General features: G+C 44.5%; 32 protein-coding genes. 16 read left to right on the forward strand and 16 right to left on the reverse strand.

The window, feature by feature from the left end:
* Nucleotides 1-121: 121 nt before the first annotated feature.
* From JGK16_RS08705 to JGK16_RS08715, 3 genes are all read right to left on the reverse strand, one after another.
* Nucleotides 122-583, reverse strand: coding sequence for a helix-turn-helix domain-containing protein (locus JGK16_RS08705; protein WP_293182419.1), 462 nt, complete (start codon nt 581-583; stop codon nt 122-124).
* 142 nt (nt 584-725) lie between these two features.
* Nucleotides 726-1,301, reverse strand: a complete 576-nt coding sequence (locus JGK16_RS08710; RefSeq protein ID WP_293182417.1) for a DUF4360 domain-containing protein — start codon at nt 1,299-1,301, stop codon at nt 726-728.
* Nucleotides 1,302-1,506: 205 nt separating this feature from the next.
* Nucleotides 1,507-1,845, reverse strand: a complete 339-nt coding sequence (locus JGK16_RS08715) for a hypothetical protein (RefSeq protein WP_293182415.1) — start codon at nt 1,843-1,845, stop codon at nt 1,507-1,509.
* A 166-nt stretch (nt 1,846-2,011) separates the two neighbouring features.
* Between JGK16_RS08715 and JGK16_RS32710 the strand changes: the two genes are divergently transcribed.
* Nucleotides 2,012-2,194 carry a hypothetical protein gene (locus tag JGK16_RS32710; protein ID WP_363319150.1) on the forward strand — a complete coding sequence of 61 codons (183 nt, stop codon included), beginning with the start codon at nt 2,012-2,014 and terminating at the stop codon, nt 2,192-2,194.
* Nucleotides 2,195-2,502: 308 nt separating this feature from the next.
* Entirely contained in the window at nt 2,503-2,649 is a 147-nt protein-coding gene (locus JGK16_RS08725; RefSeq protein WP_293156176.1) for a hypothetical protein, read from the forward strand.
* A gap of 439 nt (nt 2,650-3,088) precedes the next feature.
* Here JGK16_RS08725 and JGK16_RS08730 read toward each other — a convergent pair whose 3' ends face one another.
* Complete coding sequence (locus JGK16_RS08730; protein WP_293190247.1) at nt 3,089-5,008, reverse strand: hypothetical protein; 1,920 nt, start codon at nt 5,006-5,008, stop codon at nt 3,089-3,091.
* Nucleotides 5,009-5,046: 38 nt separating this feature from the next.
* A complete protein-coding gene (locus JGK16_RS08735) occupies nt 5,047-6,426 on the reverse strand; it encodes a glycosyltransferase family 4 protein (RefSeq protein WP_293190293.1) in 1,380 nt (459 codons plus the stop codon).
* A 76-nt stretch (nt 6,427-6,502) separates the two neighbouring features.
* Here JGK16_RS08735 and JGK16_RS08740 point away from each other — a divergent pair, with 76 nt between their 5' ends.
* The gene (locus JGK16_RS08740; RefSeq protein WP_293182411.1) at nt 6,503-6,973 is read left to right on the forward strand and encodes a tetratricopeptide repeat protein; all 471 of its coding nucleotides are present in this window, start codon (nt 6,503-6,505) and stop codon (nt 6,971-6,973) included.
* A gap of 121 nt (nt 6,974-7,094) precedes the next feature.
* Nucleotides 7,095-8,072 (forward strand): glycosyltransferase, encoded by a 978-nt coding sequence (locus JGK16_RS08745; RefSeq protein WP_293182409.1) that lies wholly within the window; start codon nt 7,095-7,097, stop codon nt 8,070-8,072.
* Between the two features lie 240 nt (nt 8,073-8,312).
* On the opposite strand, the gene JGK16_RS08750 is transcribed toward JGK16_RS08745, so the two are convergent.
* Genes JGK16_RS08750 through JGK16_RS08765 form a run of 4 tightly spaced genes read right to left on the reverse strand, consistent with a single transcriptional unit; the run spans nt 8,313 to nt 9,167 of the window.
* The gene (locus tag JGK16_RS08750; protein ID WP_293182407.1) at nt 8,313-8,594 is read right to left on the reverse strand and encodes an antibiotic biosynthesis monooxygenase; all 282 of its coding nucleotides are present in this window, start codon (nt 8,592-8,594) and stop codon (nt 8,313-8,315) included.
* A gap of 44 nt (nt 8,595-8,638) precedes the next feature.
* A complete protein-coding gene (locus JGK16_RS08755; RefSeq protein ID WP_293182405.1) occupies nt 8,639-8,773 on the reverse strand; it encodes a hypothetical protein in 135 nt (44 codons plus the stop codon).
* 60 nt (nt 8,774-8,833) lie between these two features.
* Complete coding sequence (locus JGK16_RS08760) at nt 8,834-9,001, reverse strand: type II toxin-antitoxin system PemK/MazF family toxin (RefSeq protein ID WP_363319151.1); 168 nt, start codon at nt 8,999-9,001, stop codon at nt 8,834-8,836.
* The gene (locus JGK16_RS08765; protein WP_293156198.1) at nt 8,976-9,167 is read right to left on the reverse strand and encodes a hypothetical protein; all 192 of its coding nucleotides are present in this window, start codon (nt 9,165-9,167) and stop codon (nt 8,976-8,978) included. The genes JGK16_RS08760 and JGK16_RS08765 overlap by 26 nt, the downstream gene beginning before the upstream one ends.
* Before the next feature lie 170 nt (nt 9,168-9,337).
* Between JGK16_RS08765 and JGK16_RS08770 the strand changes: the two genes are divergently transcribed.
* Complete coding sequence (locus JGK16_RS08770) at nt 9,338-10,024, forward strand: diacylglycerol/polyprenol kinase family protein (protein ID WP_293190245.1); 687 nt, start codon at nt 9,338-9,340, stop codon at nt 10,022-10,024.
* A gap of 349 nt (nt 10,025-10,373) precedes the next feature.
* On the opposite strand, the gene JGK16_RS08775 is transcribed toward JGK16_RS08770, so the two are convergent.
* Complete coding sequence (locus tag JGK16_RS08775; RefSeq protein WP_293182399.1) at nt 10,374-10,523, reverse strand: isochorismate synthase; 150 nt, start codon at nt 10,521-10,523, stop codon at nt 10,374-10,376.
* A 95-nt stretch (nt 10,524-10,618) separates the two neighbouring features.
* Entirely contained in the window at nt 10,619-10,753 is a 135-nt protein-coding gene (locus JGK16_RS08780) for a hypothetical protein (RefSeq protein ID WP_293182397.1), read from the reverse strand.
* 154 nt (nt 10,754-10,907) lie between these two features.
* On the opposite strand from JGK16_RS08780, the gene JGK16_RS08785 reads away from it, so the two are divergent.
* From JGK16_RS08785 to crn3, 7 genes are all read left to right on the forward strand, one after another.
* On the forward strand, nt 10,908-12,311 hold the full coding sequence (locus tag JGK16_RS08785; protein ID WP_293202965.1) for a nicotinate phosphoribosyltransferase: 1,404 nt from the start codon (nt 10,908-10,910) through the stop codon (nt 12,309-12,311).
* 156 nt (nt 12,312-12,467) lie between these two features.
* Nucleotides 12,468-13,067 carry a nicotinate-nucleotide adenylyltransferase gene (locus JGK16_RS08790; RefSeq protein WP_293190241.1) on the forward strand — a complete coding sequence of 200 codons (600 nt, stop codon included), beginning with the start codon at nt 12,468-12,470 and terminating at the stop codon, nt 13,065-13,067.
* Nucleotides 13,028-13,777: an NUDIX domain-containing protein gene (locus JGK16_RS08795; protein ID WP_293190239.1), complete on the forward strand. Its 750-nt coding sequence runs from the start codon at nt 13,028-13,030 to the stop codon at nt 13,775-13,777. The genes JGK16_RS08790 and JGK16_RS08795 overlap by 40 nt, the downstream gene beginning before the upstream one ends.
* Nucleotides 13,778-13,978: 201 nt before the next feature.
* Nucleotides 13,979-14,284: an isochorismate lyase gene (locus tag JGK16_RS08800; protein WP_293182391.1), complete on the forward strand. Its 306-nt coding sequence runs from the start codon at nt 13,979-13,981 to the stop codon at nt 14,282-14,284.
* 208 nt (nt 14,285-14,492) lie between these two features.
* Nucleotides 14,493-16,328, forward strand: a complete 1,836-nt coding sequence (locus JGK16_RS08805; protein WP_293202967.1) for an NAD+ synthase — start codon at nt 14,493-14,495, stop codon at nt 16,326-16,328.
* Nucleotides 16,312-17,265, forward strand: coding sequence for a DUF192 domain-containing protein (locus JGK16_RS08810; RefSeq protein ID WP_293202969.1), 954 nt, complete (start codon nt 16,312-16,314; stop codon nt 17,263-17,265). The genes JGK16_RS08805 and JGK16_RS08810 overlap by 17 nt, the downstream gene beginning before the upstream one ends.
* 276 nt (nt 17,266-17,541) lie before the next feature.
* Nucleotides 17,542-17,871 carry a CRISPR-associated ring nuclease Crn3/Csx3 gene (gene crn3 / locus JGK16_RS08815; protein ID WP_293182385.1) on the forward strand — a complete coding sequence of 110 codons (330 nt, stop codon included), beginning with the start codon at nt 17,542-17,544 and terminating at the stop codon, nt 17,869-17,871.
* 78 nt (nt 17,872-17,949) lie between these two features.
* On the opposite strand, the gene JGK16_RS08820 is transcribed toward crn3, so the two are convergent.
* From JGK16_RS08820 to JGK16_RS08830, 3 genes are all read right to left on the reverse strand, one after another.
* Nucleotides 17,950-18,348, reverse strand: a complete 399-nt coding sequence (locus JGK16_RS08820; protein ID WP_293202971.1) for a hypothetical protein — start codon at nt 18,346-18,348, stop codon at nt 17,950-17,952.
* Between the two features lie 110 nt (nt 18,349-18,458).
* Complete coding sequence (locus JGK16_RS08825) at nt 18,459-18,650, reverse strand: hypothetical protein (protein ID WP_293182381.1); 192 nt, start codon at nt 18,648-18,650, stop codon at nt 18,459-18,461.
* Nucleotides 18,651-18,734: 84 nt separating this feature from the next.
* Entirely contained in the window at nt 18,735-21,140 is a 2,406-nt protein-coding gene (locus JGK16_RS08830; protein WP_293190231.1) for an ATP-binding protein, read from the reverse strand.
* A 219-nt stretch (nt 21,141-21,359) separates the two neighbouring features.
* Here JGK16_RS08830 and JGK16_RS08835 point away from each other — a divergent pair, with 219 nt between their 5' ends.
* Nucleotides 21,360-21,617, forward strand: a complete 258-nt coding sequence (locus JGK16_RS08835; protein ID WP_293156235.1) for a hypothetical protein — start codon at nt 21,360-21,362, stop codon at nt 21,615-21,617.
* Between the two features lie 575 nt (nt 21,618-22,192).
* On the opposite strand, the gene JGK16_RS08840 is transcribed toward JGK16_RS08835, so the two are convergent.
* Nucleotides 22,193-23,326: an adenylate/guanylate cyclase domain-containing protein gene (locus tag JGK16_RS08840; protein ID WP_293182377.1), complete on the reverse strand. Its 1,134-nt coding sequence runs from the start codon at nt 23,324-23,326 to the stop codon at nt 22,193-22,195.
* Between the two features lie 367 nt (nt 23,327-23,693).
* Between JGK16_RS08840 and JGK16_RS08845 the strand changes: the two genes are divergently transcribed.
* The gene (locus JGK16_RS08845) at nt 23,694-23,876 is read left to right on the forward strand and encodes a hypothetical protein (protein WP_293182375.1); all 183 of its coding nucleotides are present in this window, start codon (nt 23,694-23,696) and stop codon (nt 23,874-23,876) included.
* A 165-nt stretch (nt 23,877-24,041) separates the two neighbouring features.
* Nucleotides 24,042-24,971 carry a phosphoribulokinase gene (locus JGK16_RS08850; protein WP_293182373.1) on the forward strand — a complete coding sequence of 310 codons (930 nt, stop codon included), beginning with the start codon at nt 24,042-24,044 and terminating at the stop codon, nt 24,969-24,971.
* A 159-nt stretch (nt 24,972-25,130) separates the two neighbouring features.
* On the opposite strand, the gene JGK16_RS08855 is transcribed toward JGK16_RS08850, so the two are convergent.
* Nucleotides 25,131-25,319 (reverse strand): hypothetical protein, encoded by a 189-nt coding sequence (locus JGK16_RS08855; RefSeq protein WP_293182371.1) that lies wholly within the window; start codon nt 25,317-25,319, stop codon nt 25,131-25,133.
* Nucleotides 25,320-25,429: 110 nt separating this feature from the next.
* Between JGK16_RS08855 and JGK16_RS08860 the strand changes: the two genes are divergently transcribed.
* The gene (locus tag JGK16_RS08860; RefSeq protein WP_293182463.1) at nt 25,430-26,410 is read left to right on the forward strand and encodes an ABC transporter ATP-binding protein; all 981 of its coding nucleotides are present in this window, start codon (nt 25,430-25,432) and stop codon (nt 26,408-26,410) included.
* Nucleotides 26,411-26,482: the final 72 nt, after the last annotated feature.

Below are 26,482 nucleotides of genomic sequence, written 5' to 3' on the forward strand. Positions count from 1 at the left end.
ATAGCAGTATATTAGTCAACTGTATTGCTTTATATCTAAGAAAGAGCGCTTAAGCGCAACTACGTACCTTTATTGCAGTATCTATTTTTCAGAGGAGTTGTTTTTAAATTCGATAGCTGCATCATTTTTTTTTGTTATTCAAACGCCTTGGTGCTTTTAATTTTGCTTTCATGCGATAGTGTAATTGCTTGTGTAATGTTTGATATTTGACTGATATTTGATAGTTATCTTCTACCCAGGCCGCAATTTCTTTGTAAGTTGTGAATTCACAGGATTCCTCACTTAACTTTTCTGCAATTCCTGCTATTACTGCTGAGGGAATTATTCTGGGTCTACCAGTTGCTTGCCGTATTTTTAACAGTTCTTGCAGACCGCCAGCACTATATTGTTTTAACCATCTATGTACAGTAATTCTATGTACACCTAAACGTTCAGCTACATCTGTAAGGCTTTGGCTATATCCAGCCTTTAACCAATAAAGTGCCTGGATTTTTGAGCGATTAGTCAAGGTTCGTTGCTGCGACAGAAGTTGTTTTAATTCCTCGGCTGTTACATCAATTCTTTCTTGGTAGTTTACTTTCATAGAACATTCCTCAAAGCCTAAGCGTCATTGTAGCATATCTTTGGGTAAATTCTCTAAGCTTTAGCAGTTTTGATGAGCGCACAAATGACCCGATTTCGTAAAGAAATCGGGTCATGCGTGTTATGTTTTTTAGCGGTTATGGTTAGCGGCAAGTGCGATATTTGACGTGATAAACTAAACCGCGATGAGCTAAATCGAAGGAGTCAACGGTGGCTGTGCCGGCACCGCGGGCTGTCATCGAAGCATTTACTCGCATATTTACACTGTCGCCACAGCGAGACCACACATCTGCTACAGTGGCTAAGCTATCTCGAACGTTGTAGTTGGTTTCGCCGTTGAAAGTGCGAGAAAAAACTGGGCCCTTGGCTCCAGCAAAAAAGTATTCTGCTCTGAGGTTTCCGCTGGTTTTAGGAGCAACGTAACCGCGATAATCGGCATCGTAAATCGAAATTTGGAAGCCTTGGGGTACTTTGATGGGAATGCTCAAATTGCAGCTTTTCCGGGTCTCTGCTGAGACGTTTCCTTGGGCTACAAACTTATCAAATAGGATGCTGAGTTCTTGACCGTCGGGGCTGACGCTGACGCTGGCGGATCTGTCTGGGCAACCGCTACCGCCGTAGCTTGCACCTAATATTTGAACTGATGGGTTAGCAGCCAAGGCTGGGCTGATAGCAGCAGTGGTTAATACTGTGGCTAGCAATAGTTTTACAAATTTCATGGATGTTCTCCTTAATGTTTTTTTGTTAGGACAAACCTGAATTATTCAAGGAAGATTGAGGCGATACCCTTCCAATTAGGAGATGGCAAGCCTTTACTGAAAAGGCAGTCAGACTCTGACTGGGAGCTAGATCGCTGTACCTGGCTCGGAGCTTGATCAAGTAGCATTAGTTGATGGACTAATACTTGTTTTGTCCTGATACTTTCTAAGATTCATGGCATTTAGAGATTGTTCCGGAAAATTCGATGATAAAAAATTGATTTTTTTTTACAGGTGTTTGCGGGAACAAAGCTCTGTTTTTTTTGTCTGCTGCTGCGCGGAAAAATGTTTTTTCAGCAGCAAATATTTTCCCGTGGCTATTTGTTGAGAAAAGATGCTTGCATTCTGGAATTATAGGCTTTGTAGCTGTAGTGAAATGATCTGTGTGGTAGCGGGTAACGGTAAAAAAGAGGAGAGATGTATTCTCAGGCAGATCTAGGTAGGGAGAGATGATAGTAAGGTAGATTAACTCTTCACAAAAAAATGAGTTAGTGTTATCGACCATCTTTTGATACAGCACAAGTTAACTCTCGTGCTGCAAGCTCAAGCGCACACGGGAAAATTTCGTTAACTGCTGAAAGAAATTGGGATGCTGCTAGCCTGTGAGGTGACGCGAGATTTGCTGCTGAAATACGAAGAAATGGAAATGCCGATCGCTAAAGTGAGATGTTTTGATTGTCGATCGCATTCTGGTTGCTGCTAACTCAGCAGTGGCGGCAGTCGATCGGCTTAAACAAGTGAATCCGAAGTCTATTAAGTTTTTGTCCTTGCTGGCGGCGCTGGAGGGAATCGATATTGTACTGGGACTTGGAGATGTGGCGATCGCCTTTATTGCCCTTTGTAAATTGAATTAAATATATTTTTGCTGTATATGCTAATACATTCATTTAACAAAACTTTGTTAACATGAATCTTGGTTTGATATTGCCATAATTTGTAATTTGTTACATTCTTATGTCAGGAAAAACCTATATATAGCAAGGATTACAGGATTCTTAAGATTTTATTCACAAATTGCATTATCAAGATGTATTTACTGCATCTAATCGTTAAATTCTATGTATTTAGTATAACTAATGGCAGCAATTACTACATAAAATAGAGGTATGATGCTCACTGCTTACGATCGACTAATAACTTTTTTTGAACGAGGAAAAAAACAATGGAGACTACAGCACAGAAGCAAGCCCCACATCAGACTGCTGAGGAAGTGAAAATTAACGATATCAACAGCTTGGAGTTTGAGCTTTGGGCTAAAGCGGTCAAACGACAGATGATTGCAGCACTCTCTAAAAAGGCCGCGATCTAACATCTCTGGGTTTTTGTGTGCAAGTGGTGTAAATTAACTTAACAAAATTGTTGTCTGCATTGTTGTCCGATCTCTATAGGGGGAGATCGAGAGAAGAGAAGGAGAGGGGGAGAGGGGGAGAGGGGGAGAGGGGGAGAAGAAAACTTTTTGCTTCTTCCTTGTTTTGAACGCACGGGTGGCCGGAAACTGGGTTTTTTTGCGGAAATACTTCTGTTGCGACGGGCAGAAATGGTAAAAAAACTGGTTTCTTTGTACCAAGAGTGTGTCCGTGACTTTTATTTCTGCCGAAGGTTTTTTCCCGGATTACCAGAAAAACATGGTTTAAAGCCTCTGCCTTAAGCGGGAGAAATTAAAACAAGACTATTCATTACTCGAATCCTCAAACTTCCAGGTAGAGGTCGCCCTCAACTGTCAACTGTCAACTGTCAACTGTCAACTGTCAAGATCGCTTGTCAACCGCTGCTAGCAACCGCAGATTTCCGTCTTGAATCTGCACCGCTTTCACGGTTCCCACAGCGACTCTTTGTTGACCGTTAGCCATCGCTACCTCTATCTTAATCTTGGGGTCAGCCTGCAAGCCCAGGCGCCCCCACAACCATTTGATTTGAGTAGCAGGAAAAGAGCGGACTTCTACATCTGCAAAGGGCGGATTGACCCAGCGGGTTCCGTCGTAAAAACTGGCTACTTGTACCTGATACCAAACTTGTTCTCCGGTCAATTTTAACTCGTTTTTCGCTTCTGGTTCCAGCCACTCAGCGGGGTTGATACTGCTAATTAAAGTAGCAGAACCCATAATTTGACTTTTGTGGTCTTCTAAACTTTCAGCTTGAGAAATTGCTTCCTCAAGTTTATTGACCAAATTGCGAATTCTAGTTCGAGTTTCGCTGTCAGTATCTGGTTGCTGGTCGAGCCAATTCATCGCCTCGCGAGTTCCGTCTTGAGAGGCTACAATCAGGGTGCCCCAAGCTTTGACATCGGCGTCAGCGGCATTGACTCTCAAGGCGGCGTCTACGCGGTTCATGATCCGCCCGCCTTCATTTTTGAGGGTGGCGGCAATTTCGTGAGTGTTGCTGGGATCGGCTTCAAATACTTGCAAAGCTTGATTCCAGCGGCCGTCTATCAATTCTGCGAGAACTTGTTGGCTGGGACTGGCCCAAGATGCGATCGCCTGAGCACGGGTAATTTTAGCATGAAATTCGATCGTCTCTAGTTGAGCTTGGGCGACTGCGGGCCAATTCTGACCGGCTTTGGCTTTAGCTGAACGCATGACATTTAATCCGGGAGACCAAAGTCCGCTTTTTGCCAGTCGCAGCCCATTTTTATAAGTCTGGTCATTGAAGGCAAATTCTTCTAAGGAAATCGCGGTTAATTGAACTGGGTTCGGGATAAATTTGCGCGAACCAATTTGATAAATGGTAAATTGCGGTTCTAAACCAATTGTTTGGTCGATCGCCAACTGGGGGTTTTGCCCCTTAACAATTTGCTGCCAATTCGGCGCTTGTCCGGCCGCACTCGCCCAATCCAACAGCGAGATTAAATGATTTTGACTGGGGTTGTAGCGAACGACTTGTCCGTAGGGAATTTTCTTGTCGCCCCGCACGAGTTTACCGCTGACATTAAACCAAATGCCCAATTCGGGGGGCTTGCCGTCAAAGCGGCGCAGTTCTGTCAGCGGTAGCGACTGATTTGAGGCTTGATTGTTGGATCCAGAGTCATCCAAAGAAGCAATGACAAAAGATTCCGCCGGGCCTTCTATATTCACAGAACTTGCTAGCTGAAAATACTGTACGGTATCGGAATCGCGATCGGGAAGTTGCACCCGCTTGTACACGCGAAGTTCGACAATTTGACGGCAAGGATTTTTGCAAACTGTAGAAGCATTAACTGTTCTTTCCACCATCACCGGCAACAGCAAATCGGAAATAGAATTATCTGCGGATTTCTCAACAGGAAGCGGTAGGGGTTCGCCGGTGATGAATCCCAATTTGCGGATGCTGGCTTTGATTTGATCGAGAGTTTGGATGGTATCTCTGCTACCTGTAGGCAGGCGCGACCATCCGGGTACAAACTGAGATATCAATCTGTTCCCGTTGGGATCGACAATTAGCTGGTAACTCAGCCAAGCGCCACCTCCCATCAAAGCTGCACAGCCGCACAAGACGCTGAGGGCTGTCAAATTAGCTACCAGTCTTTTCCAAGGATATCTGGCGGGAGTTGGGGAACCAGGTATGGGAAGCTGGGACTCTTGAAGTTTTTTGGCGCGTCGGTTTTGGCGGCGGCGTCTTGTCGGAGAAGGAGTAACTTTGCGATTTTCTGGGGGTTTGGCTCGATTTTTTGAGGAGTTTATTTTGTGTTCCATCGTCGAAATTTTAGAATTTAGATTTTAGAATTTAGAGTTTAAATTTGGAATAGCCGATCGTACTGCCGACCTATGATATCCCAGGTATATTGGCTTTCAACGAGCGATCGCGCCCTCAGAGACAGTTCCTGTCTTAGCTGATAATTTTCAAACAAACTGGTAATCGCCTCAACATACTCCTGAACTTCGTTTGCCCGCAAGGCCCTTGTCGGGGAAGGCCCGCCACCGACGGTTAAACCCTCCAAACCTCGATCGCTAGCAACTACAGGCGTTCCAGCCGCCATCGCCTCCAAAGTTTTATTTTTAATTCCAAAACCAATCCGCATCGGCACCACACAAACAGCAGCCTGATGCAAATATTCTGCCACCCTTTGCACCCTGCCTACTACTTGAATTCCCGGAAGTTTCCCCAAGGCGAGGACTTCGGGAACTGGCGAGGTGCCGACTAGGGTGAGGGTAGCATCGGGATACCGCTGCTGCAACTTTGGGAGTACCTGCAAACTGAGAAACCTGGCCGCGTCTATATTGGGCAAATTGTTCATGGCGCCTGCAAAGATTAAGGTGTGTCCTCCTGGATCGATCGACCGATAGGGAAATTCTGCCAAATCCACGCCGTTAGGAATCACATCAATGGGAGGGACAAAAAAATCTGCTTTCCCTCCGAGGCTGCCAGAGGACAGCAATTCTAGCAGTTGCTGCTTGTCTGTGGATGTGGTGGCGACAATACGGGAGAATTTGGTACAGTAACGTTTTTCGTAGCGGGCGAGTAGCGGTAAATTTAGTCGATCGCGCAGGGGTTTTTGGGAAGTCCCGGTGGCTAACATTTCCCTGCAAGTTCCCCAAACGGAACTGTGAATATTTGCAACTGTTAGCAGTTTTTGCCGCCATTCTGGACGCACATAAATCTCGTTAACGCTGTGCTCGCAGGTAACAGCATCACATTTGCCTGCTATGACTAAATTGTCTGCCCAATTTTGCATTGCTTGAGAGTAGCTGGAGATTACGTTCGGAGGCGTCCCGGATAACAAAAATTGACTAAATCTGTGGAATTTTCCTATTATTTCGTTCATTTTCTCATCAATCCCCTGATTGAGGGGAGGAAAGAATTCTTCCTCAATCCCCCCCTTGTTAAGGGGGGGAGGAAAGAACCCCCCCTCAGTAGTCTCCTGATTGAGTCTTAGCCCCCCCTTAGCAAGGGGGGGTTGGGGGGGTGTCTGCGGGTGGAGGAAAACTGCTAATTGTGTAACTTGTTGCCTCAATGCGTCGATTTGTGAGTCAGTGACATCTGGCGATCGCACAGTACCAAGAATTACATCATGCCGCCGGCTCAAGTATTGCAACAAATTAAATGTCCTTACCTGAGTTCCGCCGCGGCTTGGCGGATAGGGAAAAGTTGAAGAAAGCATCAAAATTCGCATGGGATGTTGAATAAATAAAGTTGCCACTGTCACGATAAAATTGATTGATAAAACCTGTTTAACAATCCTCCCACCTATGGATGAATTATCTGTTAAGGCGCTGCTCGAAGATTTGAAAAAGTCTGACGAAAGCGTGCGCGATCGGGCTACTACAGAACTCTGGCGCACTTGGTTTAACCAGAAGGGTGACTACGGGATGCAAGTTCTCAGGCGATCGCAAGTTTCCCTAGATGCAGGAGATGTTCGGCACGCTTTGGATTTGCTGACAAAACTGATTGCGGAAGCGCCGGATTTTGCTGAAGCTTGGAACCGGCGCGCCGTACTTCACTATACCCAAGGCAATTATCAAAGGTCGATCAAAGACTGCGAAACAGTCCTTCAACTAAATCCGGTGCATTTTGGGGCGTTGCACGGTCTGGGTTTGTGCTACGCTGCCCTGGGAGAATACAGAAGTGCTATTCGAGCTTTTCGTCGCGCTTTGGAAATTCAACCTTTTGCATTGGTGAATCAAAAGTTAATTCTGGAATGTACAGCTCGTTTAAATTAAAAGACATAGGGCATAGGGCATTGGGCATTGGGCATAGGGCATAGGGCATAGGTGGTTTCTTTCCCTGAACTCAATTGCGAATTTTTTTCGCAATCTCAATCCCAAATCTAAAATGGTTTTAATGCCGAAAATTAGTGTTTGCATTCCTACTTGCAATCGAGTGCATTTGCTGGCTAGTGCGATCGCCAGCGTGCTAGATCAAACTTATACAGATTTTGAGTTAATTGTCTGCGATGACGGTTCGACGGACACGACTGCGCTGTTGATGTCGGAATTTGTCGTAGCTTGCGGGGCTCCCAGCCATCGCCCGATTCACTACATTCGGCACCCGCAGAATATCGGCAAAAGTAATAATATGCGATCGGGCTTTGCGGCGGCTAGGGGCGAATATTTTATCAAGTTTGACGATGACGATCGCCTGAGCGCGCAATTTCTAGAGCGGACATCTGCTATTTTGGATAAAAACCCCAACATAGATTTTGTCAGTACCGACCACTGGGTCATTGATCTCAACAACAACATTGACGAAAACCAGACACAACTGAATTCGCAGCGGTGGGGCCGCACCGAGTTGTCGGCGGGAATTATTGAAGATTTACTTGCTACAGTTTTTCTGAGGCAAAGTTTGCAAATAGGCGCAACTTTGTTTCGGCGCCGCGCGCTGGAAACAGTCGGATTTCTGCGGCCCAATTGGCAAAATTGCGAAGATAACGATTTGTTTGTGAGACTTGCGCTTGCAGGCAAAAAGTGCTATTACTTGCCCGAGCTGTTGATGGAGTATCGATTTCATGCAGGACAGCAAGGATGCGATCGGGCAATTCCCTATTTGAGCGATAAATTGCGCTATTTGACCAGTTACGAATTTGATTCCGAGAAGTTGGAAACAGTCAGGCTCAAGAGGATTGCAGAAACTCAATTAGCGCTTGGTTTGCGGTTAATTGAGGTGGGTGAAACTGCAAAAGGGCGGCGGATGGTGCGAGCTGGGAAGTCGGTTTCTGAGACTAAAATGTGGGCGGGTTTGGGATTGTCGCTGCTGCCCGAAAAGTGTCGGGGGAGGGCTTTTGCGCTAGTGCGGGAGTTGTTGAAACGCGAGTTGTGAAAGATGATTTCGAGACAATACCGGGCGGTTGAGACGGCGGTTGAAACCGCGTCTACACAGACAAAACCTGCCTCCGCAGGTTGAAGAGTGGGTAGTTAAAATCACATTTATGGAGACAAAATCTACCGAAAAAGCGGTTTTAATTCTTGATTTTCTTGAGTCCGCGGAGGCGGACATTGTTTGTGTAGACGCGGTTTCAACCGCCGAGTCTTTTATACTGACATTATACGAATGCGTCTTTCACAATACTCCTGACTCTAATTGGTCTAAATAGATAAATTCAGGAGCTTTAACTCCCGCTTCCTCTCTAATTTTAACCAGTGCAGGCGACTCAAAAAATGCCCTGGCATCTGCTGTTGATGTCCACGCGGAGAAATGAACAATTTTGTTAGGTTCATTCTCATACTTCAAAACCTGATACGAGCGCTCGCCAGCTTCTTTTCGGATATTTGCAGCATTGTCAAATACCTTTTTCCAAGCTGCATAATTTTCGACTTCATGAATAATTAAGACATATTGCATAGCAGTCAGATTTTCTGATTATTTCAAAACGTCAAGGGTTCGGCTTACTCCTCTTCTTCCTCAGCACTGTCCTCTTTAAATCCCAACCACAAAAGTATTACCTCTTCTACTTCAAGCATTTTCTCGGATGTCAGACTTCCCAATTTGCGTAGAAGCTTTGCATGAGGGATTGTAATCATATTTTGTACGTCAAATACTCCTTCTCGGAGGAACTTATTTTTGACTTTTACCTCAAATCTTCAACCGCGTAGACTTGTTGTATGTGGCACTAGAGTCGCTAAGGCCCGGTCTTGATTTAAAGCAGGAATACTCACGACCAAACATGGTCTGACTTTCGCAATATAACCTAGATCGACTAACCATATTTCACCACGATCTGGACTATTCATATACGGATTCTTCCTCATCTAACTCTAGAAAAATTCCCTCAGCATTCAGAACTAAATCGTCATCAGACAGGGGCGGAAAGTCTAAATCGACAGTCCGTTTCAAAATTTCCAATACCAAATCTAACCGTTCTGAGTCTGTTAATCGCTCAAAGGTATTCAAGAGTTCTTCTACTAAAATAGTCATAGCTTTTTCCCTAGACTTGCTTATAGCATAGCACAGGTTTTAAGTAGACCAACCTAAAAAAACATAACAGCCAGCTCCCCGCAGCACTTTAAGGCTGCGGGGTTCTAACATCGATCGCGCTTTCCATTAAAGTAGTACATAGTGCCCGATCGCAGTTTTTCCTAAATATCGTGTTTATATTGTCTGAAATTCCGACTGTGTGGTTGCAAATTTCCCTCGTGGGAGCCTGGTTGGGCGTAATTTTGCTGGTGGCTGAAGGGTTAAATCGCTTTACTGCTGTCGGTGCCGAGGTATCGCGCAAGGTGGTTCACATCGGTACTGGAAACGTGATTTTGCTGGCTTGGTGGCTGCAAATACCCGACTGGGTGGGGATTTCGGCTGGTTTTTTGGCTGGTGCGATCGCCCTAATTTCCTACCAAGTTCCGATTTTGCCAAGTCTGAACACTATCCACCGCAAGAGTTTCGGGACTTTTTTCTATGCTGTCAGTATCAGCGTTCTCGTCGCTTGGTTTTGGCCGCTACAACATCAAGAATACGCTGCTTTGGGCATTTTAGTGATGGCTTGGGGGGACGGATTGGCCGCTGTTATTGGGCAGAAATACGGCAAACATCTTTATCGAGTTTGGGGAATGCAGAAGAGTTGGGAAGGTTCTGCAACTATGTATTTGGTGAGTTTTGCTGTTAGCAGTTTGATTTTGCTGGCTGTGCAAGGCAATGTTTGGCAAACTTGGGCGGTGTCGGCTGTTGTGGCTTTGGTTGCTGCTACTTTGGAGTCGGTGTCTAAGTTGGGAATTGACAATTTGACTGTGCCAATCGGCAGCGGGGCGATCGCCTTTTTGCTCAATCAATTTTGGTAATTGGTTCGTAGTGAGGACTTCAGTCCTCATAAAACTCAAAACATCAACGTCAATCGATTTTAGATTTTAGATTTTAGATTTTAGATTTTAGAGGCGACCCCACTGATAAATTCGGGGGAAGAGAGGATTTTCGATTTTTGATTTGGGATTGATTCCACGGATAAATCACGTGGCGGGTACCACCTTTGAAAATCTTGATCATTACTACCAATTTTTAACGGCAAAACCCCAGCTAAGCTTTGTTTAGCTGGGGAAAATTGAAGATATTTCAAAGTAGTTGAAAAACTTACCGTTATTGGGTGAGGCGAATGTCTTTGCCTATCTCACTAGAAATACTCCGATCGCCTTTTCATCTGTCCCATTTAGAGCCTTTGGGTGGCGTACCTTCAAAAGGCTGAACGCCAGTAGCCGGATAATCGTCATCGCTCCGTCTAAAAATCCTCGATGCAGCTTCCGAAACGTAACGCATTGCGCCTACCACAGATTTAGAAAGATTCATAAGAACCGCCTCTCTTTTCTGGCTGTTGATACTTTATAGATTAGTCTGAGTTTCTGCCCTGCGATCGCTTTAGCAATATTTGTTTGAATTACTTATTAGTCTGCAACATCGAAGCAAACTGAAGCTTTTACCAATTCAGTGTTTTGGTCGATCGCCCCAATCTCCTCATATATATTTTGCGATCGATTTGCTGAGATTGCTAAATGCGAACTTTTTAGTGATTCTACCATAATTATTTTGTACCCATCTACACAAAAACCCCTATTAGAGGGCATAAATCATAAAATATTCCGACTCTCTCTGAAATCTTAATCAAACCTTTACAAAAAGATATGGTATTTGTCACTATAATTAAATAAACAAAGTTTGTCCGGGGTTTTTTTGATGAAAACTGCGACAGAAAGCCTGCACGTCACAGGTTTTGAGGAAATCTTAGAAGATCGGGAATTGACGGTTTCTCCAGCAGATTACAGCCTGTTGACCGATCTCTACCAGCTAACGATGGCGGCTTGTTACGTCGGGGAAGGCCTCGACGATCGCCCTGCGAGTTTTGAATTGTTCGCGCGCAGGCTACCAGATGGTTTTGGTTATGCGATCGCCATGGGTTTGGCTCAGGCGATCGACTATCTAGAAAAATTGCGGTTCTCCGAGGCGCAAATTCAGGCTTTACAGTCCACCGGAATTTTTGCCGGGGCCCCCGAGCGATTTTGGGATCTACTCGCTTCCGCCCGCTTTACTGGGGATGTGTGGGCGGTACCCGAGGGGACGGCGGTATTTGCCAATGAACCTCTCTTGCGGATCGAGGCTCCTCTGTGGCAGGCTCAGTTAGTCGAAACTTATTTGTTGAATGCAATCAATTATCAAACTTTAATTGCGACGCGGGCTGCGCGGCTGCGCGATGTGGCGGGCCCGGAGGCTAAGTTGCTGGAATTCGGGACGCGCAGGGCTTTTGGGCCTCAAGCTGCTGTCTGGGCTGCTAGGGCCGCTTTGGCTGCTGGGATCGATGGTACTTCTAATGTTTTGGCTGCTTTGAAATTGGGCCGTAAACCTGTGGGTACGATCGCCCATGCTTTGGTAATGGCTGTGTCGGCTCTCGAAGGCAGCGAAGATGAGGCGTTTGCAGCATTTCACCGCTATTTTCCGGGGGCGCCGCTGTTGATCGATACTTACGATACTGTGGCGGCGGCGCGGACTTTAGCATCGCGAGTCAACAGCGGTGAAATGCCCTTGGAAGGCGTGCGGCTGGATTCGGGGGATTTGGTAAAATTGTCTCGGGAAGTGCGATCGATCCTTCCGGGCGTGCCAATTATTGCTAGCGGTGATTTGGACGAACACGAAATTGCTAGATTAAAAAGTGCGGGTGCTTGCATTGACGGTTACGGTTTGGGAACAAAGTTGGTCACCGGTTCGCCTATCAACGGTGTTTATAAGTTAGTGGAAATAGACGGAATGCCCGTGATGAAAGAGGCCAGCGGCAAGGTAACATATCCAGGGAAAAAGCAAATTTTTAGAACCATGAAAGATGGAGAAATTATCGGAGATTGTTTGGGACTGGCAGCGGACAATATTTACAATTCGGAGCATCATTTACCATTAATGCAATTGGTTGTCAAGGATGGCAAACGATTGCACGAACCCGAAAGTTTGGAGGATATCGCCAAACGAACTGCTGCTTCTGTCGCCAGTCTCCCGGCAGAAACTCGCCAATTAAATAACCCGATTTCGCCACCGATGGAAATTTCTACAGATTTGCAGACTCTCACTCAAAAAACGAAAAAGAGTCATTAGTTATTTGTGTCAACGTCAGACTAAAACTTATGAAATATCTCGCTTATAGCATCGATCAGGTACGTTGTTGGGCTTTAGCCCTCTTTATAGATATAGATAAAGAGGGCTAAAGCCCAACAACGTACCTATTTCCCCATTACCCATTCCCAATTCCCTATGCAAAGAATTGCCTTGTTTGGAACCAGTGCCGATCCACCTACTGCGGGACACAAAACAATCTTGAATTGGCTTGCTCAGCATTTTGATTGGGTAGCAGTTTGGGCGTCGGACAATCCTTTCAAGTCGCACCAAACATCCCTAGAACATCGATCGGCAATGCTGCTGTTAATGATTCAAGAAATTAATTCGCCCAGACACAACCTTTGTTTGCATCCAGAACTCAGCAGTCCGAGGACGCTAGAAACCGTGGAACAAGCAAGATTGCAGTGGCAGGATGCAGAGTTGACGATGGTAATAGGCTCGGATTTGGTGGGACAACTGCCTCGCTGGTACAAATTTGAACAGTTGTTAAAAGAAGTAGAGTTACTGATAGTACCGCGGCCTGGTTATCCGTCAGAACAGTTAGATTTGTGGCAGTTGAAGCGCATGGGTGCAGAAGTGGCGATCGCATCTTTGAACGCTCCCGATGTTTCTTCAACTTCCTATCGGGAAACAGGAGACACGGAAGCCCTGACTCCGACTATCGAAGATTACATTAATCGGGAGCATTTGTACGCATGGCACGAGGCACAAAAAAGAGCGAAGGTTGCTCATTAGCTGACTTTAAAGTAGGAGTAGATAATGTAATTTTCTCCGTCGATACCGTGCAGAACCGCTTGTTGGTGCTGTTGGTAATGCGGCAAGACGAACCGTTTATCGATTCTTGGAGTCTTCCCGGTACTTTGGTACGGCACGGAGAGTCTCTGGAAAATGCAGCTTACCGGATTTTGTCGGAAAAAATTCGAGTAGAAAATTTGTATCTGGAGCAACTGTATACTTTTGGAGAACCGGGACGCGATCCGAGAGAATTCACCAGGGGCGATCGCTATCTTTCGGTGAGTTACTTTGCTTTGGTGCGGTTTGAAGAAGCTGAATTGATTGCTGGAAGTGTAGTTGCAGGTGTCGGGCACCGCGTCGGCGGCATTGCTTGGTATCCCGTCCAACAAGTTCCGAAGCTAGCCTTCGATCACAATCAAATTCTCGAATACGGATACCGGCGACTCCGCAACAAACTTGAATACAGTCCCGTAGCTTTTGAAGTTTTGCCAGAGCTTTTTACTTTGAGCGATCTGTATCAATTGTATACTACTATTTTGGGGGAAAATTTTTCTGATTATTCTAATTTTAGAGCTCGATTGTTGAAATTGGGCTTTTTGTGCGATACCCGTGTTAAGGTTTCGCGAGGTGCAGGGCGTCCTGCTAGTTTGTACCGCTTTGATGCTGCCGCTTTTGCTCCTTTCAAAAATAAGCCCCTAGTGTTTATATAGCTGTTCCTTGGATGACCTCGCCTAAAAATAGCCGCCACCGACGCTTGCTGAGAGTCGATCGCCAAATTTTAGACTAAGGTTAAATCTCTCAGATTAATCCGTGGAGTCAATCTAAGATCTAAAATCTAAAATCTAAAATCGACTGACATTACGAGTTCAATTGAGTAATATGAGAAAACAATCTATTAAGGAGTGCAGCAGATGAAAGACCCAGATCAATGTGCTAATATTCATGAAGTTCGCGAGGAAATTGATATCATCGATCGAGAAGTGATCGATGCTTTGAGCAAGAGATTTCAATACGTCATTGCAGCAGCCAGGTTCAAAACAAGTGAAGCGAGCGTTAGAGCGCCCGATCGCTTTCAGGCTATGTTACAACAGCGACGCGAGTGGGCTTTGGAATCGGGTTTGAATCCTGATGTGGTAGAAAAACTCTACCGGGATTTGGTCAATCATTTTATTGAGGAAGAATTGAAGCGTTACAAATCTGATTCAGTTGACAGTTGACAGTTGACAGTTGACAGTTGACAACGACCTCTACCTAGAAGGAAGTGGATTGAAGTAATGAATCGTCTGATTTAACTTTCTCCTTAAAAGGGAGAGGCTTTCAACCAATTCTTTCTGGTAATGTTGCCCTACATTCAAGTCTAAGACTATAGGAAATTGAGTCCGCGCGAGCGGACTGCTAGCAAGATTTATTAGGTGACTTGGTAATATGAAAATTGCGATCGCACAACTCAACCCTACTATTGGTGATATCTGTGGCAACTCCAACCTAATTCTGGAGGCGGCGAAACAAGCGCAGATTGAGGGCGCAAACTTATTACTAACGCCAGAACTTTCCCTGCTGGGTTATCCGCCGCGCGATTTGTTGATGAACCCGAGTTTCATTGCAATTGCCACCGCACATTTGGAACAACTGGCGCAAGCTTTGCCACCGGAGTTAGCAGTCATTGTCGGCACTGCCGTACCTAATGCTGATGCTGTGAAACTAGGCGAGAAGTTATTATTCAACAGTGCTGTTTTGTTGCAAAATGGCGCAGTGCAACAAGTTTTTCATAAACGCTTGTTGCCTACCTATGATGTATTTGATGAAGATAGATATTTTGAACCTGGACAAAACAGTAATTATTTCACTATTGGTGAACTCAAAATTGGTGTGACAATTTGTGAGGATTTGTGGAACAATGAGGAGTTTTGGGGTAAACGCAGTTATGCGGGCGATCCTATTTCCGATTTGATAAAATTGGGTGTGGATTTAGTGGTTAATTTGTCGGCATCGCCTTATTCTGTTGGCAAGCGGGGAGTGCGATCGGCGATGTTGCAGCACAGTGTCATCCGTTCAGGAATACCGATTGTTTATGCTAATCAGGTAGGCGGAAATGATGATATTATTTTTGATGGCAGCAGTTTTGCGGTGAATCGTCAGGGGAATTTGATTCGGGTATTGGCTTCTTTTGAAACGGATTTTGCTGTGCTGGAATATGACGAAAACAAACAAGATTTGATGGGGGGTGGGAACGGGCAAGATGCCCGTTCCACAACTGATTTGGGATTAGGTGAAGGACAAAAACTAGGTTTAATTGGCAGTGGCGGGAACGGGCAAGATGCCCGTTCCACAACAGATTTAAGTTCTACAACAGATTTAAGTTTTGAACCGCCATTCGGGGATGCGGAAATTTGGGCTGCTTTGGTTTTGGGAGTGCGAGATTATGTTCGCAAATGCGGTTTTTCTAAGGTTGTACTTGGTTTGAGTGGCGGGATAGATTCGGCTTTGGTGGCGGCGATCGCCAGTTGCGCGATCGGGCCCGAAAATGTGTTAGGGGTGCTGATGCCTTCTCCTTACAGTTCGGATCATTCGGTTAATGATGCTTTGGAGTTAGCCCGAAATCTCGGAATTGCGATCGAAATGTTGCCGATCGGCGATTTGATGAAAACTTACGATCGCACTCTCGGCGATTTTTTTCTCAATACCACTTTCGGAATTGCCGAGGAAAATATCCAATCGCGCATTCGCGGCAATCTGTTGATGGCGATTTCTAATAAATTCGGACATTTGCTGCTTTCCACAGGCAATAAATCGGAAATGTCGGTGGGTTACTGCACTCTATACGGCGATATGAATGGCGGATTGGCCGTCATTTCCGATGTGCCAAAAACTCGCGTTTATTCGCTTTCTTGCTGGCTGAATGCAGGGGGATATATAGGGACTGTACTCTCATCTCCTAACAGCGAAATCATTCCAGTTAATATTATTAATAAAGCGCCGAGTGCTGAACTGAAACCGGGGCAGGTTGACCAAGATTCTTTGCCTGCTTATGATATTTTGGATGACATCTTGCAGCGGTTGATAGAACATCACGAATCTGCCCAACAAATTATCGCGGCGGGACACGATGAAGCCGTGGTTAAGCGTGTAGTAAAATTAGTCAGGCAATCGGAGTTTAAACGGCGACAAGCAGCCCCGGGTTTGAAAATTAGCGATCGAGCTTTTGGTACCGGTTGGCGGATGCCGATCGCCAAATCTTCCTCTTATGAAACGCATCATTAAACGCAAAATGGTTAACATCGGCGGTACTTTCGGCTTCGATTTTCTTCTGGGAACTCCCGGAAGCGATACTATGAGAGGATTTGCAGGGAATGACACTATTCAAGGTTTGGCGGGGAATGACCTGATTTTTGGCGATCGCGACAATGACTCGATCGCCGGAAACGAAGGCGCCGATACCCTGTTTGGAGGTCAAGGAAGCGATACAATCTATGGAGGACAAGGTGAAGATGCGATTAATGGCGATCGGGGGAACGATTTACTAATCGGCGGCGAAGGCAAAGATATCTTGACAGGAGGCGCGGGCGATGATTTATTTGTGCTTGAAAGCACATCCCCTGCATCTACTGTCACCCAAGCCGATGTTATTACAGATTTTGGCAGCGGCAATGATAAAATTGTCTTGACAGAAGGCATCAAGTTTAGCGATTTGAATATTTCTATTTCTGAGAACCAAACTGTGATGCAAAATAAAAATTCTGGTAACTATTTAGGAGTAGTTTCAGGAAGATTTAATTTGACTGAATCAAACTTTATCTCAATGTTTGGTGGGATGGATATGGCTCAACTTTTGCCAGTTTCAGTGAATGCGATTTTGGGCGATCGGGCGATCGGGCTGGAAGTGGCAAAAACTCCCCAAGAACAAGCAATTGGCTTAATGTTTCGCACAGAATTGCCCGATGACAGGGGAATGCTTTTCGCGATCGCCCCCCCGCGCAATGTGCGTTTCTGGATGAGAAACGTGCAAATCGAGCTCGATATGATTTTTCTGCGCGAAGGGGTAGTGCAGGCGATAATTCCCAACGTACCGCCCTGTTTCAGCGACACCTGCCCCAACTACGGCCCCGATGTTCCCGTTGACGGAGTGATCGAGCTCAAAGGCGGCAGGGCGGCCCAGTTGGGACTCAAAGTAGGCGATCGAATTCCAAATTTGCCCTAAAAGGTATAGCCCTTCTCAGATAGGTTCGCGGACGTTGTTGGGCTTGGGCTCTCTTTGTTTAAGCGGTTATATAAGCTGTCAGTCATACCTCATCTTTCTGATAAATGCTATATATGATATCATGTCTGTTTGATTCGGAATTGTATGATGTTAAATTTTGTAGGGGCGGGTTCACCAACAATAATTGCCCATAATCTACAATCTCATAAACCCGCCCCCGCCCATGCTATCGGACATGATATGATTCTGTAAAAACATTCAACATTTTTGCCTCCAATGAATCCTATTGAATTAACAATAATCCCCAATCAAACTCAAGACGGTTTAGCCTACCAACATTTACGCTTACGAATTACTACTCAAGACGGTATTATTATACCAGATGATTTACAAGGTTTGAAAATCCCTCAAAATGTTCAATTCAGCCAAGGAATTGTCATTGAAGGTAGAGGAGCAATTTGGCTGTACGGGTATTTAGTGCACGAATGCCATCCTGCTGCTTGGGTTGGATGTTACGATCCGCGACTAGAAGGCGCCGTGGTAGTAGCAACTCATAAGCACGAAGTATCAGTGGGACAAATAATCAAATTGAACTTACCAACTTAGTAATTTGGTTCGTAGTGAGGACTTCAGTCCGAATCAATAGAAGGACTAAAGTCCTCACTACAAACAAATTGTACAACGTTATTCGATAAAACTTTTCAAAATACCGATAATTTTGCCAGGATTGCCCACAAAATACTCATTGATATCGATCGATATAGTTTGTTCTTCTAGCTGCATAAATTTCCAGAGACTTCCCGTTGTCACAACTCCGTAAACCTTCTTAATTTCATTGCCTTTTTGTTGGTTAAACAATTGAGCTGCGATCGTTTCAGCCATACATTGAGCCAAACCAGATTCTATATTATCATTTTTGGCTTCGACTAAAGCAATAACCGGCGCTTCGATAATTAACTGTTCCGGCGATTTGCTAATCAGGAAATCGCAAAATCCGTTTAAACCTCTCAGGCTATCTACCGTAAAATCTTTACCGGAAAATAAGCCTATTCCATTGTCAAATTGTTTTCTGAGTTCAATCAAAATTGGCGCTACAGCGGTTCTCAGAAAGATGAGGTACGTTGTTGGGCTTCAGCCCTCTTAATTTAAGGGTTATATAAGCTGTCAGTCATACCTCATCTTTTTGAGAAAGGCTATACAATCATTTCCGATCGAGATTTGTCCGAGTTAATTGCCAGAGCTAACGGAATATTGTACTCTAGGGTTTCTGATAAAAACTGGCTGTAGGTAGCTTCTGGAATCTCTGCAAACAGTCCGAATTGCTCGCAAAAAGTTATTCCAAATTCTGACTTGATTTGTTCAAGCCTAAATTGGCTGTAGGGCATTGAAAAGACCCTCTAATAAAATAGAGTGGTAAAATTATATTTTATCACGCGATCGCCCAAAAAACCTTTAATTTTAATTAATATTTATCCTTTCACTTTCACAGGCAAAACGATCGCAAACTCAGTGCCAACTCCAGACTGGGACTTCGCCTCGATAGTGCCGCCATGTTTTTCTACCACAATCTGATGGGCAATTGCCAACCCCAATCCCGTTCCTTTCCCGACAGCTTTTGTCGTGAACAAATGGTCGAATATCTGTTTTTTTACTTCTTCTGGCATCCCGGTTCCGTTATCAGCAATTTGAATTATAATATAATCTTCCCCAATTAAATTAGTGCAAATCGTGATGCGGTTGGGATTGACAGCAATTTCGTGAAAAGTGCGTCCAATATTTAACTCTTCTAAGGCATCGATCGCATTGGCAAGTAAGTTCATAAAAACTTGATTTAATTGACCGGGAAAACATTCAATTTTAGGGATATTACCGTATTTAGCTATCACTTCAATCTGCGGGCGATTTTCGTTAGCTTTTAGACGGTGTTTCAAAATCAAAATAGCGCTATCAATGCCGTCGTGAATATTAAAAGGAACTTTGTAGTCTTTATCGCCTCGGGAGAATGTACGCAAACTGGTGCTGATGCTGGAAATGCGATCGCACCCGACTTGCATGGAATTAATCATCTTCGGTAAATCTTCCAAGAGATAATCGATATCTATCTCTTCGGCATGGTTCGCAATTTCCGATTTGGGTGCATCAGAGCGATACAATTCTAAGTGTTCTATTACATCCCCGAAACTTCTTTTAGCTTCACTTAAATTGCCCGAAATAAACCCAATCGGATTGTTAATTTCGTGGGCGACTCCGGCAACTAAATTACCTAAAGCCGACATTTTCTCATTTTGTACGAGTTGCAGTTGCGTTTGTTGTAAGTCTTTTAAAGTTTGTTCGAGGCGCTGATTTTGCTCTTGCAAAAGTTCCTGTGCTCGCTTACGCTCGGTGGCATCAACACCCAAACCAATAATCCCGATCCTCTCGCCATCGGATTTTTTTAACTGCACTTTTGTGACTTCTAAATAGTGCAGTTTGCCGTCCACAAACATTAGAGTTTCGTTGGAGTAATGGGGCGAATCTTGGGCAAGACAGGCTGCATCTGAAACCAGGCAATTCGCTGCATTTTCTCCTAGTATATCTTTGTAATGTTCGACAGCTAGTAAAGCGGAGAGAGGCACACCGATATCTTGACAAAAAGTGTTGTTGAAAAAGTGTACTTTTCCATGAGGATTAACCATCCAAATCCAAATCGGAGCGACATCAAGAATCGCTTGCAGCATTTGTTTTTGCTCGGCAAGCTGAACTTCTGTTCGGCTGACTTTTGTTAGCATTCGCTCTAATTTTTGGCTGTAATCCTGAGAATTTTTATATAGCAGAGCATTTGACAAACTGATGGCTGCTTGAGAACACAGGAGATTCAGATATTGCAGCCGATCGCGCGTAAAAACTCTTGCAGTTAACAGATTCTCTAGATACAAAATGCCGACTAACTTGTCTCGATCGAGAATCGGCAAACACGACAGGCTCTGCGGTTGGTATTTGAGGATGTAGGAGTCGGACTCCCAATCACATTGTTGAGGAATGTCCCGCAAAATCACAGGTTTTAACAATTCTTTAACGCAATCAACAATGTTTAGGGGCAGGATATCGCTGTTTTTATCGAGTGTTGCGGATGATAAGTCGATCGCCCGATCGACACCCAAATTGTCGATCGCTCTTGCAGCAGCAATTTCCCATTGATTGCCGTTTTGCAAAATCAGCACTCCTTTGTCAACGCCTGTATTTCTCATCGCCAGTTGTATCAGTTTGGCAATTAGTTGATCGAGATCTCTTTCACTAGAAAGCGCTTGACAAGCTTTTAGCAGAGTTGAAAAATTCCCAAAATCTGAGACTGTCGCCGACACAGACGGATTCATCAATGAAGGTACAGATTGATTTTGTTTGACAGGTATCGCGAAGGTTGCTAATGAATCTGTAGCGAGTTTAGCAGGCTGCAAAATCGCTGACAACAATTGAGGATAGCATTTTTCTAATTCATCAATTTTGGCTCGATCTCCCCAGCGCAGATAGCAATCATAGGTGTCTATCATGTAGACTGTAGCAATTTTTTCTCTTCCCAATGACAGGTAAAACTTAGCAGCGAGTTCGCAAGCAAGAGCTTCTTCATTCAAAAAATCGTTAGCTTTAGCTCCGGCAATAGCTCGATCGTAAAGTTCCATTGCTTCTGTAGTCTTCCCAAAAATGCGAAGCCATTCTGCTTCAACCAGATCTAATTTGTGCTGGTGACTATTCGGGTTACGCTGCGCGAATTCTTTGAGGTTTTTTTGAATTACAAAAACACGTTTTAGGATTTGTTTTCGCTTTGTCGGTGCGGCATCTTCATAGATTGCTAAATCTGCCAGCGCATCGTAAAATTCGTGCATCATAGTTACTAGCATTACAACACAACTTTCCCATGAATCTTGTTGGTATCTCCCTGTCTAACTACTTCGGATTGCGGCTGGAATTTATTGCCGATCCGGCGTCTATTTGTGCTAAGATTTATCCCATTTTATCTGGCAGGTTACTATAAATAAAACTTCCCAGATAGGAATCTTTCATATATTTTAAAATAACTGACCTCCTTTCGATTTCGTCCTGGAATATCTGTTTGCTTGATGACTATTTCGAGCGATGCAATTAACTGTCACGCGATGCAACTCGACGATCGCATTCTGGCACAACCGCCTCGCAGAAGTCCACAACAAATCGGTAACTGCGGGCGTAGGTTTTTATACTGCGGGCAGGAATTGCGCCCGGAATATCTAGATTTTTGGTCGTTTCGCGCCGATCGGGAAACTACAAGAGTTTGCTACAGGCGGGTTAGCGGTTTCAATCGCCCACAGCCCCGAAAGCGGTTCGATAAATCGGTGTAAAATTCGCGATCGGGCGATCTCCAGGCATTACCGCAGTCAAATGTACTGCATCTATTGTTGCATCCATATTGGCTGACCCCAAGCCAGGAATTAAGTTGAAAATAGTTAGTGTATCTATCTTAGGGCATAAACAGCATAATTTTCGAGCTTTCGAGCTAAAATTCTACTGATCTACTACGGAATAGTATTTTATACTGGGACGATCGGGATTAGAGTTAATTACTTACGTATAAGTTTCTGCGGTTAATATTAAATGCCTTATATGAACGCAAAACACTGGTGTCTTGCGTATTAATGCGCCAATGCAGTGTGCCTAAAAATACTTGTTAATGTTCAGTAAATCTAATATATGAGAATTGGAAATTGGGCATTGGGCATCGGCCAAAGAGGGCATCGGGAATTGGTTGTTATTAATTATCACCAACAACTCACAACTGACAACCAACAAATAACAACTCACAAATAACAACCAACAAATAACAACTGACAACTGACAACTGACTACTAAGAGGGCGGGCACGGGGGCACCGCCCCTACTAACTACTGACTACTGACTACTGACTACTGACTACTGACTACTTTCGCCCGAGCAACAAATAAGTCATCATTTCTCCTTTACCTTTAATTTCAACAGCACCGCGCATTTTAAAGGAAAAATTATCTTTCAAACGCTCATAAACCGCAGCAGTCACCTGAATTTCTCCCGGAATACCGTTTGATTCCATCCGGTGAGCAACATTCACTGTATCCCCCCACAAATCGTAACTAAATTTAGTTAAACCAATGACTCCCGCCACCACCCCACCAATATTTATCCCAATGCGGAGACTAAAAGTTTGATTGTGTTTGAGATTGAAGCTAGCGAGAGCAGCTTGCATATCGAGTGCCATTTGGGCGATCGCCTCTGCGTGATTTTCTTGCGGTTGGGGCAAACCGCCGACTACCATGTAAGCATCACCAATAGTTTTGATTTTCTCTAAACCGTGCTCTAACGATAACCGATCGAATTGACTAAAAATTTGATTGAGAACTTTCACCGTTTCTGCCGCACTTTTTTGAGATGCAAAATTTGTAAATCCCACCAAATCAGCGAATAAAACGCTGACATCCGAAAAGCTGTCAGCAATTATGCTTTGTCCTTCCTGCAAGCGATCGGCAATCGGTTTAGGCAAAATATTTAAGAGCAATTCTTCAATTTCTTCTTTCTGAAATTTGGTTGTTTCCAAGAGCAACCGCGTTTCAATTTCTGCCTCTTCCCGAGAAGCAATTTCCCGCTGCAACATCTGATTTTTATGCGTAAGTTGCAGTTCTAATTCCCGCAGCCGCAATTGATTTTCAACCCTAGCTAGCACTTCTACTGCTTCAAAAGGTTTAATAATGTAATCCACCCCGCCAATATTAAAGGCTTTCACCTTATGAGAAACTTCTACCAAAGCACTCAGAAAAATAATGGGAATGCCGCGAGTGCGATCGCTAGCTTTCAAGCGACTGCAAACTTCATAGCCATCGATCCCAGGCATCATAATATCTAGCAAAATTAAGTCAGGTTGAGTCAACTCCACAGCTTCGAGTCCCCGTTGGCCGCTAGATGCAAGTCGTACTTCATAGCCTTTTTTCGACAAGATTCGCTCCAGTAAACTTAAATTGTTAAGAGTGTCGTCAATAATTAAAATACTGCCCCTGAATTTTTCAAAAGATAGTTGATTCATCAGCTTGCTAGGAAGTTAGTTAAACTTATAGCCTTTCTCAGAAAGATGAGGTACTCATGGGCATCGGGGATAGGGCATCGGGCATCGGGCATACCTCACTTTTTTGAGAACCGCTATAAGATTGGTTTAAATTCAAAACTTACGCACGGTGCATCGAAATCTTTTTTTTCATGAAACTACTTGTTGAAGCAGGGAGAAAGAGCGATTGGCCCTATTTTTGATGTACGAATGCCTCCTTGACTCAAATGTATACTAATTTGTCAGGCACAACAAAAGCTTTGCCAAAAACTTCATGTTGTGGGTAAATTCGATCGCCCTCCATGTAGATTGATTGACTGGTAAGTTGATTGACTGCTTGGTACCCGTTTTGAAAACAAACATATCGCACTATTCCCACCGCTGTTGCAATTTACACTACACTCATGGACTTACTGGCACAGTTGGCGGGGCTAATTTTCCCGAAATTCTTAGTATAGCTGGATTTAAAAGTACGATCGACATGGCGGGCGATCGAGAAATGGGCGTGATTTTTTCGTCATATCATCCCTGAGTCTCTGGTGCCACATTTTATTAAGAAATAATACAATAATTTTACACATGGGGAAACTCGGGAAGGGAGCAAGTCAAACCATGCGATTAGCGATCGGATCGAGTACAATTTTGATAAGATTTAAGATTCAGAAAAAATTTGCTATTGTCCGTCGGGGTAACAACAATGAGCGATCGACCAATCATTCTCGGTATTGTCGGAGACAGCGCAGCAGGCAAAACCACCCTGACGCGGGGAATTGCCCAAGTATTGGGGCCAGAAAATGTCACTGTGATTTGCACAGACGACTATCATAGGTATGACAGACAGCAGCGCGCCGAAATCGGGCTCACAGCACTGCATCCCGACTGCAATTACCTCGACATCATGCAGCAGCACCTCAGCCTGCTGCGTACAGGTCAAGCAATTCTCAAACCCATATACAACCACCACTCAGGTACATTCGATCCCCCGGAATACATCAAGCCAGAAAAATTTGTAATAGTTGAAGGTTTGCTGGGTTACTCAACCCGAACCATCCGCGATTCTTACGATGTCAAAGTGTATCTTGCTCCCCCAGAAGAGTTGCGAACTCAGTGGAAAGTTAAGCGCGATATTATGAAGCGCGGTTATACTGAAGAACAGGTACTTGCAGAAATAGAAAAGCGGGAACCGGATTCAGAAAATTATATTCGCCCCCAGCGCAAATTTGCCGATGTTGTAGTTAGTTTTTACCCGCCAGAAGCCGACAAAGAATCAAATTTGAGCGTGCGTTTAGTCCTGAGACCAACAATTCCTCACCCTGATTTTACTGAGATTTTAGCTCAAGGCAGCGATAGTTTTAAACCGGCCATTCGTTTGGGACTCGATCGCGATATGGGGAAACCAGTAGATGTTTTAGAAGTAGACTCCCACGCTACGAGCGAACAAGTAAACGAACTGGAAAAGATTTTGTGCAACGAAATGCCCCACCTGCGGGGATTTTGCAGTGCCCAAGGCAACCCGGAAATTGGCAAACTAATCGGCACAACTGGCGAAGTTTTGCAAAGTTACCCGCTAGCTTTGACGCAGTTGCTAGTTGCATATCACATGATGAAAGCAATTCATGTGTATTAGTTAGTTGTTAGTTGTTAGTTGGCAGTTGGCAGTTGGCAGTTGGCAGTTGGCAGTTGGCAGTTGGCAGTTGGCAGTTGGCAGTTGGCAGTTGTTAGTTATTATTGCCATAACCAATAACCAATAACCAATAACCAATAACCAATAACCAATAACCAATAACTAATGTGAGGGCAAAGTCTGATTAACTGTCGCCAATTGCTGAACTTGCAGCGATACTGGCAACTGACTTTGAGGTGCGGGAACCATTTCGCCTCGGAAGTCGAGGAGAGTGACGAGCAGCAGGTAGGCAACTGCTAGGATTACAGAAATGACGCCGGTGATAATAGCAATAATTTTTGAACGTTCCATATTCAGAATATTTTAAGTGCAGCTAATCTTAGTTTAACATTAAATGGAGCAATTATTAAGGGACTTATGCAATACAATATAATCAGGTGCTACTTATTTTTATGACGAAAATGGAACCTGTTATAGATGCGCCAACTTCCACCCAGATGCCAGGGGCTACCCCAGTGGTGCAAACATTCGATCTGGGGAAGTTCTACCGTACTGGCTTCTGGATGAACGAAAAGATTGAATCGCTCAAAAATTGCACTCTGACTGTCTCTGAGGGGGAAACTTTCGGGCTGTTAGGGCAGAATGGAGCGGGGAAAACTACGCTGCTGAAGACTTTGCTGGGGATAGTGCGGCCGACTTCTGGCAGGGCGCTGTTGTTGGGGAAGCCTTTGGGCGATCGCACTGTGAAGCAACGAGTCGGCTATTTGCCAGAAAATCCCTATTTTTACGATTATCTCACGGGCTGGGAATTTTTGCAATTTGCGGCGGGCTTATTTCAAATCCCCCCCTCGATTCAGCGGCAGCGAATTCCGCATTTACTAGATTTAGTTGGGCTAGCTCAATCGGCGGCAATTAAAAAACAGTTGCGCCAGTATTCTAAGGGAATGCTGCAACGGATCGGCATGGCTCAAGCTTTGATTAACAATCCCGATGTAGTATTTTTGGACGAACCGATGTCTGGTTTAGATCCGATGGGGCGCTATCAGATGCGGGAGATAATTTTATCGCTGAAAAATCAAGGGAAAACGATTTTTTTTAATTCGCACGTACTCTCGGATGTGGAGAAGATTTGCGATCGGGTGGCAATTTTGGCTCGCGGTGAGTTAATCTGTGTTGGTGCGATCGATGAACTTTTGGGTAATACTAAAACTTACCGAGTTCAAGGTAAGGGTGGCCATTTGAATATTCTGCAAAAATGGATACCGGATATGGAAGTTGATAATGATTTATGGTACGGTCATTTGCAGGGACATCCGAAGGACTTTATTGCTAATTTGAGCGTGATGGGAGGGCAGCTAATTGGGATGAATTTGGCTAAGCCTTCTTTGGAAGAGTTTTTTATTCAGCAACTGCAAGAAAGAGGTATTTATTCGAGCAGTTGAAATAGGGATATTTGTTGAAAACGGCTACCGCCGAGGCCAGATCCGATCGATGGACAGGATGAAAACCCTGCC

Origin of the sequence: Microcoleus sp. PH2017_09_SFU_O_A (genome assembly GCF_020738625.1) — a bacterium.
Taxonomy (GTDB): Bacteria; Cyanobacteriota; Cyanobacteriia; order Cyanobacteriales; family Microcoleaceae; genus Microcoleus.

Coding starts and splice junctions, on each gene's coding strand:
- JGK16_RS08705 (WP_293182419.1), bottom strand. CDS start 583: ATGAAAGTAAACTACCAAGAAAGAATTGATGTAACAGCCGAGGAATTA.
- JGK16_RS08710 (WP_293182417.1), bottom strand. CDS start 1,301: ATGAAATTTGTAAAACTATTGCTAGCCACAGTATTAACCACTGCTGCT.
- JGK16_RS08715 (WP_293182415.1), bottom strand. CDS start 1,845: ATGGTCGATAACACTAACTCATTTTTTTGTGAAGAGTTAATCTACCTT.
- JGK16_RS08725 (WP_293156176.1), top strand. CDS start 2,503: ATGGAGACTACAGCACAGAAGCAAGCCCCACATCAGACTGCTGAGGAA.
- JGK16_RS08730 (WP_293190247.1), bottom strand. CDS start 5,008: ATGGAACACAAAATAAACTCCTCAAAAAATCGAGCCAAACCCCCAGAA.
- JGK16_RS08735 (WP_293190293.1), bottom strand. CDS start 6,426: ATGCGAATTTTGATGCTTTCTTCAACTTTTCCCTATCCGCCAAGCCGC.
- JGK16_RS08740 (WP_293182411.1), top strand. CDS start 6,503: ATGGATGAATTATCTGTTAAGGCGCTGCTCGAAGATTTGAAAAAGTCT.
- JGK16_RS08745 (WP_293182409.1), top strand. CDS start 7,095: ATGCCGAAAATTAGTGTTTGCATTCCTACTTGCAATCGAGTGCATTTG.
- JGK16_RS08750 (WP_293182407.1), bottom strand. CDS start 8,594: ATGCAATATGTCTTAATTATTCATGAAGTCGAAAATTATGCAGCTTGG.
- JGK16_RS08755 (WP_293182405.1), bottom strand. CDS start 8,773: ATGATTACAATCCCTCATGCAAAGCTTCTACGCAAATTGGGAAGTCTG.
- JGK16_RS08760 (WP_363319151.1), bottom strand. CDS start 9,001: ATGAGGAAGAATCCGTATATGAATAGTCCAGATCGTGGTGAAATATGG.
- JGK16_RS08765 (WP_293156198.1), bottom strand. CDS start 9,167: ATGACTATTTTAGTAGAAGAACTCTTGAATACCTTTGAGCGATTAACA.
- JGK16_RS08775 (WP_293182399.1), bottom strand. CDS start 10,523: ATGAATCTTTCTAAATCTGTGGTAGGCGCAATGCGTTACGTTTCGGAA.
- JGK16_RS08780 (WP_293182397.1), bottom strand. CDS start 10,753: ATGGTAGAATCACTAAAAAGTTCGCATTTAGCAATCTCAGCAAATCGA.
- JGK16_RS08785 (WP_293202965.1), top strand. CDS start 10,908: ATGAAAACTGCGACAGAAAGCCTGCACGTCACAGGTTTTGAGGAAATC.
- JGK16_RS08790 (WP_293190241.1), top strand. CDS start 12,468: ATGCAAAGAATTGCCTTGTTTGGAACCAGTGCCGATCCACCTACTGCG.
- JGK16_RS08795 (WP_293190239.1), top strand. CDS start 13,028: ATGGCACGAGGCACAAAAAAGAGCGAAGGTTGCTCATTAGCTGACTTT.
- JGK16_RS08800 (WP_293182391.1), top strand. CDS start 13,979: ATGAAAGACCCAGATCAATGTGCTAATATTCATGAAGTTCGCGAGGAA.
- JGK16_RS08805 (WP_293202967.1), top strand. CDS start 14,493: ATGAAAATTGCGATCGCACAACTCAACCCTACTATTGGTGATATCTGT.
- JGK16_RS08810 (WP_293202969.1), top strand. CDS start 16,312: ATGAAACGCATCATTAAACGCAAAATGGTTAACATCGGCGGTACTTTC.
- crn3 (WP_293182385.1), top strand. CDS start 17,542: ATGAATCCTATTGAATTAACAATAATCCCCAATCAAACTCAAGACGGT.
- JGK16_RS08825 (WP_293182381.1), bottom strand. CDS start 18,650: ATGCCCTACAGCCAATTTAGGCTTGAACAAATCAAGTCAGAATTTGGA.
- JGK16_RS08830 (WP_293190231.1), bottom strand. CDS start 21,140: ATGCTAGTAACTATGATGCACGAATTTTACGATGCGCTGGCAGATTTA.
- JGK16_RS08835 (WP_293156235.1), top strand. CDS start 21,360: ATGACTATTTCGAGCGATGCAATTAACTGTCACGCGATGCAACTCGAC.
- JGK16_RS08840 (WP_293182377.1), bottom strand. CDS start 23,326: ATGAATCAACTATCTTTTGAAAAATTCAGGGGCAGTATTTTAATTATT.
- JGK16_RS08850 (WP_293182373.1), top strand. CDS start 24,042: ATGAGCGATCGACCAATCATTCTCGGTATTGTCGGAGACAGCGCAGCA.
- JGK16_RS08855 (WP_293182371.1), bottom strand. CDS start 25,319: ATGGAACGTTCAAAAATTATTGCTATTATCACCGGCGTCATTTCTGTA.
- JGK16_RS08860 (WP_293182463.1), top strand. CDS start 25,430: ATGGAACCTGTTATAGATGCGCCAACTTCCACCCAGATGCCAGGGGCT.